Origin of the sequence: Arsukibacterium sp. UBA3155 (assembly GCA_002364615.1) — a bacterium.
In the GTDB taxonomy this organism is placed as follows: domain Bacteria; phylum Pseudomonadota; class Gammaproteobacteria; order Enterobacterales; family Alteromonadaceae; genus Alishewanella.
Map to the genome: position 1 here is coordinate 348,695 of DEYP01000025.1, position 13,946 is coordinate 362,640.

The following is a 13,946-nucleotide window of genomic DNA, read 5'->3' on the forward strand; positions in this document are numbered from 1 at the left end:
ACAACCTTTACGCACTTTAAAAAGTAGATGCCTTAACAATACGCTTTATTTGTCAGGGTATATTGTTACCATGGCTACTTATTTCTAAAACACACTGTTGCCAATAGTGCCAGTCAGGATAGTTATGTCACATAACACTATTGCCCTGAACAAACAGCGCCAGCCATTGGACCATCTGGAATCGGTCTGGCTGTTTGGTTATGGCTCATTGATTTACAAAGCTGATTTCCCTTACCTGCAACGCAAACCAGCCTGTATTTATAACTGGCAGCGCCGTTTCTGGCAGGGCTCGCATGATCATCGCGGCACGCCGCAAGCCCCTGGCCGGGTACTAACGCTGATAGAAGCACCAGGCGAGCGCTGTGCCGGTATGGCGTATCAGGTAACGCCTGATACCTTTGAGCATTTAGACCACCGCGAGAAAAACGGTTATTTGCGGGTATTTACTGACTTGCACTGGCTGGATGCGCCTGACCAGAGTGACGCTAATACCTCAGGCTTAGTGTATTTAGCCAGCGCCGATAACGAGGCCTATCTTGGCCCGGCCAGTGACGAGGCGATTGCCACCCATATCGCCCGAAGTGCAGGCCCCAGCGGCCCCAATAGTGAATACTTATTGAAACTAGCGCAGGCCCTGCGTGATATGAACGAGCACGATGCGCATGTGTTTGCGATTGAGCGGGAGCTGTTAAAACTTACTCCAGAGTGCTAACCCAGGGCTCATGTAACTTGCCATAGTGAATCGTCGACCGTAGAGGCTCGCTTTCCATATCACCATTATTATCTGGCAATGCTTGCGTTAAATACTTCGGTACATAAAGCGATTCTACCGCCAGCTTGTTCACGATAATTTCCGTGGGGTTAAGCTGTTTCGCATCAGTGCACCGGCTATAACCTGCTTGTATTAGGGCCGGCACAATAAGCAGCCTGCTGTCCGCTGTGGTTGGGCGGCTGGCCAACGCTGTTTGCAATAACTGAGGCTTGGCTGCCGCGTCAATAACATACAGCCGGGTAGCCCGTTCATTTGCTGTTTGCAGTAACTCTACCGCTCGTTGCTGCTGTTCAAGTTGCTTGTCGGCTTTAAGCTCAGGGTTTTCCTGGTGCATTAACGCGTAATATTGCTCTGCTTTAGTCTGGTAATCAGCGTAGCTTTGACCATTAAATTCCAGCAGCACCCATGCCTGTTGCTGCTGCCGCCGGTAACGGTCTTGCTGACATGGCGCAAACTGAAAACTGGCAAAGTGAGTATCGTTAAGAGAAATAGTCCGGTTAGTATGCCGGTATTGATATTGCCATTCATCACTAATCGGCTCAGGATTTGGCGTGGTCCATTTCAGGCTGATACGTCTACCGGAATTTTCGCCGGCAAAACCATATTGGTAAGGCAAGCGTAATTCCCGCTCGGATAAAACCAGCTCAGCCTTGGTAGCGCTGCGATTAATTAACACTTTGCCAAGTGTCACGCCATTAACCAACACCACCACAGCAACGGCGAACCATAACAATTTTTGTGAGATTGGGTTAGCCATGTTGCCCTGCCTTGCTCTGCTGAGTAGCGCGAAAACGGTTAAACATAGTTAGGGCTAAAATCGCTGTCAGGCCGATTAATAAGAAAAATACGTATTTGGGTAGCCAATCCCACCACCAGTCAAAAAACTTGGTATATAAAAACAAGGCAAAGAACACATTGCCGGTTAACATCAATTTGCTGGCATGAATACGCATACCATACAGCACCAACAGCGCGCTGCCAGCAAACCCGACTACCTGATAAGCGCTTTCAATTAAACCGGTTGACCAGGGTAAATAACTGGCGCTGCCCCAGTTGGCTAACACCAACACCGCAATAAAAAATACCACAGCGGACAACGTCTGATAAATAGTAACGAAGCCATCAAACCGCGGCTGTTTAAGCAACATTGGTACCAAAAAGAACATGGCACTGGCCAATAGAAAATGCTCGGGATGCTCGCCGGCGTTAACCCAATAACTGCCCATCCAGCTGCCAAACTGCGCGCCAATAAACAGTAAACTACAGAGTATTGCTGCCACCAGTAATAACCGGACATGCAGCAGATACGCCAGCACAAAACCATACAATGCAAAAACCGCGAAAGCGTTGGCCGAAGGCGTGATATTAAAAATACTGCCAAGCATAATAATATTCAGTACCCAGGCGGTAAAAGACACTAACGCAGCCAGTTTTGCATAATAGCCCGAGGCATCAAAGCGCCGTAGCCATACCGCCAGTGCCAGGGTTAATAATGGCGCAGCTATCAGCAACACGACCTGGTTAGGGGTCGAGAAGTAGCCCCAGTACTGAAAAAACAGAAAAAACAAACTGGCAGCAAGCGCGGTAGCGCCAAGAAAAGAGACAATTTGCATACCCAGCGACAAATGGCGGGCCTGGTCAGTTAAATCGATATTCAGCTCTTGTTGCAACTGCTGTAGCAAACCATGGTGATAGTCGCGAACTTTGGCGACTTGATCATCTGACAATGACAACACGCCTTGTTCGGCTAATAGTTGCTGCTCAGCACGAAATGCCAGTACCTGATCGGCTCTGGCCTGCGCCTGGGTTTTATTAAGGGGGGAAGTTGTGGTCACGCTTTTCGTTTCATCCATGCTGTCAGCGCCTGTTGCAACAGGGTACCTTAAAAATTAAAAAACCGGAATTGGCTAAGACAGACCAATTCCGGTTTTGTACTAACATCACCCTAACAGCTTAGCGTATTAGCGCTACTCTTTAACCACATCAATAAAGTACTGGCTTTCCCCTGCTACCGTTTGCCGGACCAGACCGTGTACGTCGGTCTCAAACCCCGGGAACTGGCCGTTAAAGGCACGGGTAAATTTAAGGTAGTTGATAATAGTGCCGTTGAAACGCTCGCCCGGCACCATTAGCGGAATACCCGGTGGGTAAGGAGTTACTAACATAGCAGTAACCCGGCCTGCTATATCGTCAATAGACACCCGCTCTATTTCGCGGTGGGCCATTTTGGCCCAGGCATCTGCCGGGGTCATGGCGGTTTCAATGGTCGAAAGGTACATCTCAGTGGTGACTTTGGCCACGTCAAACTGGCGATATATGTTATGAATTTGCTGACATAAATCGCGCAGGCCTACTTTTTCATAGCGTGGGTTTTTGGCTACAAATTCCGGCATAATGCGCCACATTGGCAGGTTCTGATCGTAGTCATCTTTAAACTGCTGCAGCTCAGTTACCATTGAGTTCCAGCGACCTTTGGTAATACCAATGGTAAACATAATAAAGAACGAATACAGGCCGGTTTTTTCAATAATAATACCGTGCTCGGCTAAATATTTGCTAACGATAGTGGCGGGTATGCCCTGCTCGTCAAACTGGCCCAGCATATTCAGGCCCGGGGTAATAATAGTGGCTTTAATCGGGTCGAGAATATTAAAGCCCGACTCTATTGGTCCAAAGCCGTGCCAGCTATCCGTAGCGTGCAGTACCCAGTTATCACGCTCACCTATGCCCTCTTCCGGCAAATGCTCGGGGCCCCAGACTTTAAACCACCAGTCATCATCGCCAAACTCGGCATCAACTTTGCGCATCGCCCGGCGAAAATCCATGGCTTCAAATAAACTTTCTTCCACAAGAGAAGTGCCACCTGGTGCTTCCATCATCGCGGCAGCAACATCGCAGCTGGCGATAATGGCGTACTGCGGGCTGGTAGAACTGTGCATTAAATACGACTCGTTAAAGCGATGGGTATCCAGGCTTCTGTTAGTGGCGTTTTGCACCAGAATTTGTGAGGCCTGCGATAAGCCGGCCAGTAATTTGTGGGTCGACTGGGTCGCGAATACCAGGGTTTCATCTGAGCGCGGCCGGTCTTTACCTATCGCATGCATATTTTTATAAAAATCATGGAAGCTGGCGTGCGGTAACCAGGCTTCATCAAAATGCAGGGTGTCGATGGTCGAGCCCAGTTCCTGCTTAATTTCTTCCACGTTATACAAAATACCGTCGTAGGTACTTTGGGTAATGGTTAAAATACGCGGCTTTTTATTCTTGGCATTGCGGGCAAACGGGTTAGCTTCAATTTTTTTAGCTATCGCTTCTGGTGAAAACTCACTCTTAGGAATGGGGCCAATAATGCCGTAATGGTTGCGGGTTGGCATTAAAAATACCGGAATAGCACCGGTCATAATAATCGAATGTAATATCGATTTATGGCAGTTGCGGTCTACCACCACGATATCGCCCGGCGCAACCACAGAGTGCCAAACCATTTTATTCGAGGTAGAGGTACCATTGGTCACAAAAAACAGATGGTCAGCATTAAAAATACGGGCGGCATTTTGTTCGCTTTGCGCTACCGGGCCGGTATGATCCAGCAACTGGCCTAATTCATCTACCGAATTACAGACATCGGCCCGTAACATGTTTTCGCCAAAAAACTGGTGAAACATCTGGCCAACCGGACTTTTTAAAAATGCTACACCGCCTGAGTGTCCTGGACAATGCCAGGAATAAGAGCCGTCGGAGGCGTAATCCATTAACGCATTAAAAAACGGCGGCGCTAAAGCATCTAAGTATTTTTGCGCTTCGCGGATAATATGCCGGGCAACAAATTCCGGCGTATCTTCGAACATATGAATAAAGCCGTGCAGCTCTCGCAGCACGTCATTAGGAATATGCCGGCTGGTGCGGGTTTCACCGTATAAGAATATCGGAATATCGGCGTTACGTTTTCGCACTTCTTTGACAAAAGCTCTGAGCTCAGTCAGCGCGGTAACAACATCAGCATCGCTGCCGCTGCCAAACTCTTCGTCATCTATTGATAAAATAAAGCACGACGCACGGCTGGCTTGCTGTGCAAAAGCCGTTAAATCAACATAGCTGGTATAACCGACCACCTCAAAACCATGGCTGCCGATGGCCTGGGCAAGATCACGAATGCCAGAGCCGGAAATATTTTCTGAACGGAAATCTTCATCAATAACGATAACCGGGAAACGAAACTTCATCAGTTAATCCTTGCTGTTAATCTTTTTTGGCGACTTTCTGACGCGCCTTCATTAAACGCTCACGCTTGTATTTTTGTAGCGCCGTCTCGGTATTTTTCTTGGTTGGGGTAAAGGGGTTCTCCCCTTCCCGGAACTCAACCCGCACCGGTGTGCCCATCATTTGCAGCGCCTTACGATAGTAATTCATTAAATAGCGCTTATAAGAGTCAGGCAGATCTTTAACCTGATTACCATGAATAACAATAATGGGTGGGTTATAACCACCGGCATGGGCATATTTCAGTTTAACCCGCCGGCCGTGCACCATAGGCGGCTGGTGATCTTCCTGGGCCATTTTCATAATGCGGGTTAAAAGCGAAGTGCTGACCCGTTTGGTGGCGGAGTCGAACGCTTCTTCAACCGATTCAAACAAGTTACCTACACCCGAGCCATGCAGCGCCGAGATAAAATGCAACCGGGCAAAGTCGATAAAGCCTAAGCGGCGATCCAGTTCGCGTTTTACTTCATCTTTAATGCTGTCGTTCAGGCCATCCCATTTATTAACGGCAATAACCAAAGAACGGCCGGCATTAAGCGCAAAACCGAGAATACTTAAATCCTGATCAGAGATCCCTTGCTGGGCGTCCAGTACCAGCAAGACCACATTGGCCTCTTCTATGGCCTGCAGCGTTTTAATAACCGAAAACTTTTCCACCATGTCGTCAATTTTGCCACGACGACGCACGCCGGCTGTATCGATTAACGTATAGTTGCGCTCGTTACGCTGCATCGGAATAAATACCGAGTCGCGCGTGGTGCCCGGCATATCAAACACCACTACCCGATCTTCGCCTAAAATACGGTTAGTCAGGGTTGATTTACCGACATTAGGCCGGCCAACAATGGCCAGCTTAATATGCTCACTGCGCAGCCGGGCCGCTTCAGCGTCAGCCTGTTCTTCGGTCAGCGTTTCCAGCGCCGGGCCAGCGTCGGCCTCTCCATCCCCCTCAATGCCTGATTTAATGCTATCAGCCAGAAAGGGTAATAACGCATGATTTAATAATGACGACACACCCCGCCCGTGCGCCGCGGCGATCGGGTACACTTCGCCAATGCCCAGACTGTAAAAATCGGCTACCGCAGTATCCGCGTCTAAACCATCGGTTTTGTTGGCGACCAGAAATACCGGTTTTTCCAGACGGCGAATATGATCGGCTATTGCACCGTCACCTACGGTAACGCCAGCCCGGGCGTCTACCATAAACAGCACTACATCTGCTTCGTCAATGGCTTTTAACGACTGCTCCGCCATTTCTACTTCAATGCCTTGCTCGTGGCCATCGATACCACCGGTATCTACCACAATAAACTCCAGCCCTTCGAAATTGACTGAACCATATTTACGATCCCGGGTTAACCCCGGGAAATCTGCAACCAGAGCGTCACGGGTGCGGGTTAAACGATTAAACAACGTGGATTTGCCAACATTGGCGCGCCCCACCAGGGCCACTACAGGTAACATTCAGTCAACCTCAGAAATAAGAAAACAGGCCCATTCAGGCCTGTTCCTTCAGTTATATGCCTAGAGTGCCCGTTAAGGCACTTGTAATAAGACTAGCTCACCATTGCGGCTTGTCACTAATATATAGTCTTCGTTTGCTACCGGCTGGTTGTAAAAACCTGAGCCATCCATGCTTTGCCGGGCAACAAAATCACCGGTTTCTCGGTTTAGCCAATGCAGATTACCTTTATTGTCACCCACCACCAGATAATTTTTATAAACGGTTGGTCCGGTTAAAAAATGCCGCTGCAAGCCCTGCTGGCCCCATATTTCACTGCCATTTCGTCGATCGACAGCATAAATACCGCCGGTAGAATCTACCAGGTATAACGTAGTGCCTTCGACAGTCATATTACGAAAGCTGGCATAATCGCGCTTCCATAACTGACGCCCACTACGCAACTCCATTGCCACTAACTCACCGTTAAAGGCAATAGTGTATAAGGTACCAGCGATCACAATGGGTTTAGCGTCGACATCAACCAGTCGTGATAAATCAGTACTGCCTTGTGGTGTGGCAATTGCTTCTTCCCACGCCTGATAACCCCGTTCAGCAATCAACACGCCAACCCGGCCGGTGCCACTACCGTATAATACGCCACCGGCTTCAATAACAGGCTCGCTCAGGCCACGGATGGTCAGCGCAGGCTGCTCGTCTTCGAATATCCAGCGCTGCTCACCCGTTGCCGGGTCAAGTGCTATCAGATTACCCGCAGTAGTAGCCACTACCACCAAACCCTCTGCAGCAGCCGGGCTGACCAGCACTTCACCTTTTACCGGCACCCGCCATAACAACTGGCCGTCTTGGGCATTTAACGCAAATACTTCACCGTCTTCGGTACCGAGGTACAATTTATTGTCATAAAAAGTAACGCCACCGGCTATCCGGGCGCTATCACTGCTGAAGCGAGAAAACAATGAGCTTGTACCTTCATTGCGTAAATCGAAGCTCCATAAGGTGCGACCATTGTTCAGGCCTTTCGCTACCACGATGCCGTCACGACTGGCAGCATATACGGTATCGTTTACGATAACTGGCTTTAGCCCCGATTCGTAATGACCGATGCCTTTACCCACTTTACTCTGCCAGACTTTTTGCGGTTTAATAGTGTTTTGCACTTCTGGCAGCACCAGCTTTTCTTTACTGGAACAGGCACTTAACGTCAGGGCCACTACCGCAACCACTGTTATTTTTCCGAATAATTTCACGCCTACCCCTTGTTAACTGGCTGTAATATGTGCCAATTCATCCAGTTTTACCTGCAATAATGGCCGGCTTTGCTCACTGCTGGCCAGCGCCTGCTGATACGCTGCTTTTGCCTGAGCTAATTCGCCGGTTAACTGCAGTACGTCACCTTTTAATTCTGCCTGCTGGCCCTCAAAGCTTGCTGGTACTGGCAGTGCTAACGTGGTCAAGGCGTCAGCATAGTTACCCTGCTCGCGCTGCACCCGGGCCAGCCGCAATTGGGCAATTGCCTGTACCGGGGTATCTTTAGCGTTATTCATTACCCAGCTTAAGTGCTCGGCCGCGGTAGCCAACTGCTGGTTATCAATCGCTTCGCGCGCCGCCAGTAATGCAGCAAATACCGCATAGCTGGTATCACCCTGCGCATCAATAAACCCTTTCGCGCTGGCCAGCCAATCACTGCCTTCGCTTTGCTGCTGTTCCAGTAACTGACTGTACTGAGCGGATACCTGCTCGGCCTGCTCACGCTGTTCAGCCTGAAAATAGCGCCAGCCATACAGTCCGGCCAAACCAATTACCACGCCGCCCAGAATGGCTTTGCCGTAATCGTTCCAAAAGCGCTTAATGGCTTCAACCTGTTGTTCTTCGCTACTGTAAATTTCCAATTTTACTACTCCGTAATATCCTGTCTAATCTGTTTAGCCGCTTCCAGGCCTTAGAATTATTGGCCTGCAAGTGATTGTCCAATCTGTTTATTTTAATTTAAACCGCTGCTGCCAGTAACTGAGGTAACTCTGTCAGCGCCAACATTTGTTGCGGCTTGTCCTGGCGCAGCCATTTTAAGGTTATTTCGCCGCGGGCCAGCTCATCCTCACCTAAAATCAGCGCCAGTTCGGCACCCGACTTATCTGCTCGTTTCATTTGCTTTTTCAGGTTGCCGCCACCGCAGTGCAAGATAACACGTTTTGGCGCCAGCTCGCTACGCAGCTGTTCGGCAATACCAATGGCCGCAAGTTCCGCAGCTTCGCCCATTGGCATAATATAAATATCTGCGGTTGTCTCTGGCAGGCTAACCAGTTGCAACGTTTGTAACAATAGCACCAGCCGCTCCATGCCCAGCGCAAAGCCCACTGCAGGTGTCGCTTTGCCACCCAGTTGCTCTACCAGGCCATCGTAACGCCCGCCGGCACATACCGTACCTTGCGCACCAAGCTCAGTGGTTACCCACTCAAATACCGTTTTATTGTAATAATCGAGCCCACGCACCAGAGTTGGATTGATGGTATAAGCAATACCGGCCGCATCGAGCCGGCGTTTTAACTGACTGAAGTGCTCTGTAGAATCGGCATCTAAATAATCGGCTAGCTGCGGGGCGCCAGCGATCACCTCAGTCAGCGCCGGGTTCTTAGTATCGAGTACCCGTAACGGATTGCTGTGCATGCGGCGCAGGCTATCTTCATCAAGTTGTGACTTATGCTGCTCCAGATAGGCTACTAAAGCATCACGGTATCTTGCTCTGGCTTCATTTGACCCTAACGAATTCAGTTGCAAAGTCACATAAGGTGCCAGCCCCAACTGCTGCCACAAGTTAGCGGTTAGCATAATAACTTCAGCATCAATATCGCTGCTGGCAATACCAAAGGCTTCAAGGCCAAACTGATGAAACTGCCGATAGCGGCCTTTTTGTGGACGTTCATGCCGGAACATGGGTCCCATATACCACAAACGCTGTTCCTGATTATATAGCAAGCCATGCTCGTTGCCGGCCCGTACACAACAGGCAGTACCTTCCGGCCGTAGAGTCAGGCTGTCACCATTGCGATCATCAAAGGTGTACATCTCTTTTTCAACAATATCAGTGACTTCACCAATAGATCGTTTAAACAACTCGGTCATTTCAACGATAGGAAACCGGATCTCACTGTAGCCATAGCGAGCCACCGTGCTGCGTAATACCTGCTCCAGATGCTGCCATAACGGCGTATCCTGTGGCAGGCAATCGTTCATGCCGCGTATTGCCTGAATATTTTTTGCCAAAATTAAATTCTCACTGCCATGCTTAAAACCGGGCGATTATAAGAGGTGTTTAGGAAAACACCAAACCGCAACCGGGTTAATCCAGTTGTTTTATGCCAATTAACTGCTCACGGGCAACCAGATACTGCCGCACCTGCTGCTCAAGTTGCTCGGCGATGTTGTTGTTATCCAGTCGAAGTTTCTGGCGCTGGCCATTCAGATAGAAGCCACTCTTGCGGTTAGCCCCGGCTACGCCTAAATCTGAAATTAATGCTTCGCCCGGACCATTCACTACACAGCCAATCACCGACACCGTTAACGGCTCGACAATGTCTTCCAGCCTTTGCTCCAGCTCGTTCATAGTTTTAATCACGTCGAATTCCTGACGCGAGCAGCTGGGGCAGGCAATAAAATTAATACCGCGCTGACGAATACGCAGCGATTTTAATATATCAAAAGCGACCTTTACTTCTTCTACCGGATCGGCGGCCAGAGAGATCCGTAATGTATCGCCAATACCCTCTGCCAGCAGCATTCCTAAGCCGATTGCCGATTTAACTGCTCCGGCCCGGGCACCGCCTGCCTCGGTAATACCTAAATGCAGAGGTTGCTTAATTTGTTTGGCCAGTAAACGGTAAGCGCCAACTGCGAGGAACACATCGGAGGCCTTTACGCTGACTTTAAACTGATCAAAATTAAGCCGGTCCAGAATATCAACATGACGCATTGCCGATTCCAGCAATGCTTCCGGGGTTGGCTCCGTGTACTTTTCCTGAATATCGGCCTCTAACGAACCGCCGTTAACGCCAATCCGGATCGGAATATTATGATCTCGTGCACTGTCAACTACTGCCCGGATCCGATCTTCCTTACCAATATTACCCGGGTTTATCCGCAGGCAATCTGCACCGTACTCCGCCACTTTTAAGGCAATGCGATAGTCAAAATGAATATCGGCCACCAGCGGAATAGGTGCTTGCTGTTTAATCAGCTTAAAAGCTTCTGCCGCCTCCATGGTCGGTACCGACACGCGTACCAAATCGGCGCCGGCCGCTGCAATAGCCCGAATTTGCGCCAGGGTGGCCTCGACATCAGTGGTTCGGGTATTGGTCATCGATTGTACGGCAATAGGTGCATCGCCCCCAATAGCAACAGTACCTACATGAATTTGGGTGCTCAGGCGTCGGGTAATTGGATTGTCAGCAAACATGATTAATCAGATTCCGCCAGGGTAAATTTTGCCACCCTGCCCGCAGGCAGCGATGACATATCAAAAGGTTTATTGTTCAGGGTGATCTTGACCACGCTGGGGTTTCCCAGTGTTACGACAAAAGGCGCCTTGCCGGTCACGGTCATCGCATAGCCGGCCTCTTTAGTGCCATAAGCGATACGGTTCCCCTCAGCATCCAGCACATCAATCCAGCAATTATCACTGAATGCCATGGTAATGACATCTGCTTTTACCGCTAACGTACTTGCGCTGGTGGGCTCAGAAGTAAGGTCATTCGCGTTGTAATCAGTCAGCTCAGAGCCGGTGACTGCCGCATCAATTTCTGAAGTAACTTCTGGATTAACGTCTTGCTCAATGTCAGTTGTGTCGCCAGTCGTCGGCGCTGCTGGCATGCTTTGTTCCGTTGCCGCATCGCTACTGCTGGCAATAGCGTTAGCTGGTGTTTCTGCGCTGACCTGCTGCGCGACAACCTGCTCAGAGGTACTTTCCGCTGTCGGGTCTGCAGTTTGCCACCACCACAACACCAGCATTAAGACTAAAATAAACCCCATGGCGTAGGTAATCCACACAAAGCGGTTTTCGGTAGCCTGAATTTCAGCACGATTTGAAAAAGTACGCATCGGTTTCGGCGGTTCAACACTGCCGCCGTTTTGCTGCTCAAATGCAGACAACACCTGATTTTCGGGTAACTTCACCAGCCGGGCGTAAGCGCGCAGATAACCACGAACAAAGGTAACCAGCATGCTACTGTCCAATTGATCAGCTTCAATCTGTTGTACCAGGTTAACCCGCAAATTAAGTTGCAATGCCACATCAGCAACACTGAGTTTCCGTTGCTCCCGGGCCTGACGTAATAGCTGACCTGCGCTAAGTTCTGTCGCTTCTGCTGTGGTCATGGTTCAATACTGGCCGGATCGGTAACCAGAACCTGCTGGCCTACCTGTAACTTACTTTGCTCTGTCAGGTTATTCCAGGCCATAAAGCGTTCCAGCCGGATATTATAACGATATGAAATCCCGAACATGGTTTCACCCGCAGCAACCTGATGGTAAGGATCAGTAACCTCCAGCGGCTCACTAAACTCTGCCAGCCTCGCTACCGTTTGTGTCTGCAACTGCGCATCATCGACTTCAGTAAGCCAAATTCGCTGACCGGTTTTGATGACAGACCCCGGGGTTAACTGGTTCCACTCCATCAGCTTTGCCAGCCGGATATTATGGGTTACAGAAATGGCATACAGTGACTCACCTTCCTGCACCAGATGAAATTCAGGCGCACTTTCATCAGCCTGCGTCTGCGCTGAAACTTGCGACTGTTCGCCAAAGGCAGCTTCAGTTTCCGGCAAGGTTTCTGCTACGATGGCTTCGCCAGTACTGCCATTTTCGCTCGCCGCCTGACCAGGCTGCGCTGAACTGGCGGCTTCCTGTTCAACCAGAACCGTCTCTGCTGGCAGGCTTACTGGAGGCGTCGCGGCCAAAATCATCTGACTTGCGTCCTGCTGGCCTGATGTTGCTTGTGGTTGCTGTCTGGCTACGCCTTCTTGCGGGCGAATCTGCTCCGGCAGAGTTTGCTCTGGTGAGGACAGCGCTAACGGCGTTTCTGCCGCGGACTGCGGGGAGGCCAATTGCCGGGCTGTCTCAGCTGCCTGCTGCTCTGCAAGCTGTTGTTCCGCAAGCTGCTGTTCCGCTATTTTTTTGTCTGCTATTTCTCTGGCAGCACGTTGCTCTGCAGCGAGTTGCTCAGCGGCATTTTTAGCCGCCAGCGTTTCTGCCGCCGCTTGCTCTGCTGCTAATTGCCGCGCATCTTCGGCAGCTTGCTCTATTGCAGCTTGTTGTTCAGCCAGCACGTTCGCTGCTGTATCGTCTTGCTCCGGTAACTGGCTGGTTGCAAGCACACCAGCAATGGCCTGGCTGCTTTTAGAACGGGCAGCTGTTGTTGCCTGCTCAGTCTGGGTGCTGGGTGATGTAGAGCCGGATTGGCGTTGCGGGCTATTGCTTCTATCCTGTGCAGTTATCAATTGTTGTTCAGGTTCGTCAGCGCTTGATTCGGCCGTTTTACGTCTGACAACCCTTAACCTGGGGTTGGCCACAGGGTCACTGGGTGTCGCTACCACAGCGGTGTTATCGGGCAGCACAATATTTGCCATTAAACTCAGTTTGTATTGCTCACGCAACTGCTCAAATTCACTTTCCAATAACCGTTGCTGTAATAACAAACGGGCTTCTGGTGTATCAATATACAAGGTAAGTAAAAGTTGTTCAGCATGCTTCATGGTGCTGACATCGCCCTGCTTTTCTGCCACCAGATAATTCAGCAGCGTGCTGCGCGCTGAAACCCGGCCCAGGCGTTGAATGCGCTGCAGCGATGTCTTAGCACCCACATTATCGCCCATTGCGTAGTTAATCGCAGCCAGATTGATCAGTGAGCTGATGCGGGTGCCATTGTGAGATACAGATGATTCGAGAAAGGTTTTCGCTTTACTGTAGCCTTGCTGATCAAGCTGGCAAAGTGCCAGATTTTCATAGCTCTCGGCTACACGAATATAACCGGGCCTTGAAATAGCCCTTAACAACAACGCTTCTGCTTCCTCATATTTACCAATCTGGCAAAGAAATGCACCATAGTTGTTGTAGGCATCTGCATTATTGCTGTCTTTGTCGAGCGCTTTTTTATAAGCGTCTTCAGCCTGAACATGCTCGCCAACACTCTGGTAGTAAAAAGCCAGCGCGTTGTACACTTCAGGCAAATCAGGGGCGAAGGCTTTCGCCCGTTCTAAGTTGTATTTTGCCTGGGTGGTATCACCACGACGTAAATAATTTAAGCCCAGAGAAATTCGGGTGCGGGCAGCTTCACTATTATCAAGACTTCGCTCACCAACCTGGCGGTCAGAGCCGACATAACTGCTTTCTGACACACACGCCGTCAGGGTTAACGACACACACAGTGCGAGCCCTACCGAAAATTTCTGCATTACCACT

Annotated in this window: 11 protein-coding genes; 1 reads left to right on the forward strand and 10 read right to left on the reverse strand. The window is 49.9% G+C overall.

The annotated features are described in order from the left end of the window. Positions 1–124 precede the first annotated feature (124 nt). Positions 125–712 (forward strand): gamma-glutamylcyclotransferase, encoded by a 588-nt coding sequence (locus B2X65_RS13490; RefSeq protein WP_290613355.1) that lies wholly within the window; start codon positions 125–127, stop codon positions 710–712. Here B2X65_RS13490 and B2X65_RS13495 read toward each other — a convergent pair. The 10 genes from B2X65_RS13495 to pilW all read right to left on the reverse strand — a co-directional run bounded on the left by B2X65_RS13495 (position 696) and on the right by pilW (position 13,939). Continuing rightward, entirely contained in the window at positions 696–1,529 is an 834-nt protein-coding gene (locus B2X65_RS13495) for a DUF4824 family protein (protein WP_290613357.1), read from the reverse strand. The genes B2X65_RS13490 and B2X65_RS13495 overlap by 17 nt on opposite strands. Further along, a complete protein-coding gene (locus B2X65_RS13500; RefSeq protein ID WP_290613359.1) occupies positions 1,522–2,625 on the reverse strand; it encodes a DUF2157 domain-containing protein in 1,104 nt (367 codons plus the stop codon). The genes B2X65_RS13495 and B2X65_RS13500 overlap by 8 nt, the downstream gene beginning before the upstream one ends. 114 nt (positions 2,626–2,739) lie before the next feature. Beyond that, entirely contained in the window at positions 2,740–4,995 is a 2,256-nt protein-coding gene (locus B2X65_RS13505; RefSeq protein WP_290613361.1) for an arginine/lysine/ornithine decarboxylase, read from the reverse strand. A gap of 16 nt (positions 4,996–5,011) precedes the next feature. Beyond that, positions 5,012–6,496, reverse strand: a complete 1,485-nt coding sequence (gene der / locus B2X65_RS13510) for a ribosome biogenesis GTPase Der (RefSeq protein WP_290613364.1) — start codon at positions 6,494–6,496, stop codon at positions 5,012–5,014. A 72-nt stretch (positions 6,497–6,568) separates the two neighbouring features. Then, complete coding sequence (bamB, locus tag B2X65_RS13515) at positions 6,569–7,744, reverse strand: outer membrane protein assembly factor BamB (protein ID WP_290613366.1); 1,176 nt, start codon at positions 7,742–7,744, stop codon at positions 6,569–6,571. A 12-nt stretch (positions 7,745–7,756) separates the two neighbouring features. Continuing rightward, positions 7,757–8,386: a YfgM family protein gene (locus B2X65_RS13520; RefSeq protein ID WP_290613367.1), complete on the reverse strand. Its 630-nt coding sequence runs from the start codon at positions 8,384–8,386 to the stop codon at positions 7,757–7,759. A 97-nt stretch (positions 8,387–8,483) separates the two neighbouring features. After that, positions 8,484–9,758, reverse strand: coding sequence for a histidine--tRNA ligase (gene hisS / locus B2X65_RS13525; RefSeq protein ID WP_290613369.1), 1,275 nt, complete (start codon positions 9,756–9,758; stop codon positions 8,484–8,486). 76 nt (positions 9,759–9,834) lie between these two features. Then, the gene (gene ispG, locus B2X65_RS13530; protein WP_290613371.1) at positions 9,835–10,947 is read right to left on the reverse strand and encodes a flavodoxin-dependent (E)-4-hydroxy-3-methylbut-2-enyl-diphosphate synthase; all 1,113 of its coding nucleotides are present in this window, start codon (positions 10,945–10,947) and stop codon (positions 9,835–9,837) included. A gap of 2 nt (positions 10,948–10,949) precedes the next feature. After that, a complete protein-coding gene (locus B2X65_RS13535) occupies positions 10,950–11,864 on the reverse strand; it encodes a RodZ domain-containing protein (RefSeq protein WP_290613373.1) in 915 nt (304 codons plus the stop codon). Further along, positions 11,861–13,939 (reverse strand): type IV pilus biogenesis/stability protein PilW, encoded by a 2,079-nt coding sequence (gene pilW, locus B2X65_RS13540; RefSeq protein WP_290613375.1) that lies wholly within the window; start codon positions 13,937–13,939, stop codon positions 11,861–11,863. The genes B2X65_RS13535 and pilW overlap by 4 nt, the downstream gene beginning before the upstream one ends. Positions 13,940–13,946: the final 7 nt, after the last annotated feature.

Excerpts from the sequence above, each read along its gene's own strand:
- pilW (WP_290613375.1), bottom strand. The coding sequence starts at position 13,939 with ATGCAGAAATTTTCGGTAGGGCTCGCACTGTGTGTGTCGTTAACCCTG.
- B2X65_RS13505 (WP_290613361.1), bottom strand. The coding sequence starts at position 4,995 with ATGAAGTTTCGTTTCCCGGTTATCGTTATTGATGAAGATTTCCGTTCA.
- ispG (WP_290613371.1), bottom strand. The coding sequence starts at position 10,947 with ATGTTTGCTGACAATCCAATTACCCGACGCCTGAGCACCCAAATTCAT.
- B2X65_RS13535 (WP_290613373.1), bottom strand. The coding sequence starts at position 11,864 with ATGACCACAGCAGAAGCGACAGAACTTAGCGCAGGTCAGCTATTACGT.
- B2X65_RS13500 (WP_290613359.1), bottom strand. The coding sequence starts at position 2,625 with ATGGATGAAACGAAAAGCGTGACCACAACTTCCCCCCTTAATAAAACC.
- B2X65_RS13490 (WP_290613355.1), top strand. The coding sequence starts at position 125 with ATGTCACATAACACTATTGCCCTGAACAAACAGCGCCAGCCATTGGAC.
- B2X65_RS13495 (WP_290613357.1), bottom strand. The coding sequence starts at position 1,529 with ATGGCTAACCCAATCTCACAAAAATTGTTATGGTTCGCCGTTGCTGTG.
- der (WP_290613364.1), bottom strand. The coding sequence starts at position 6,496 with ATGTTACCTGTAGTGGCCCTGGTGGGGCGCGCCAATGTTGGCAAATCC.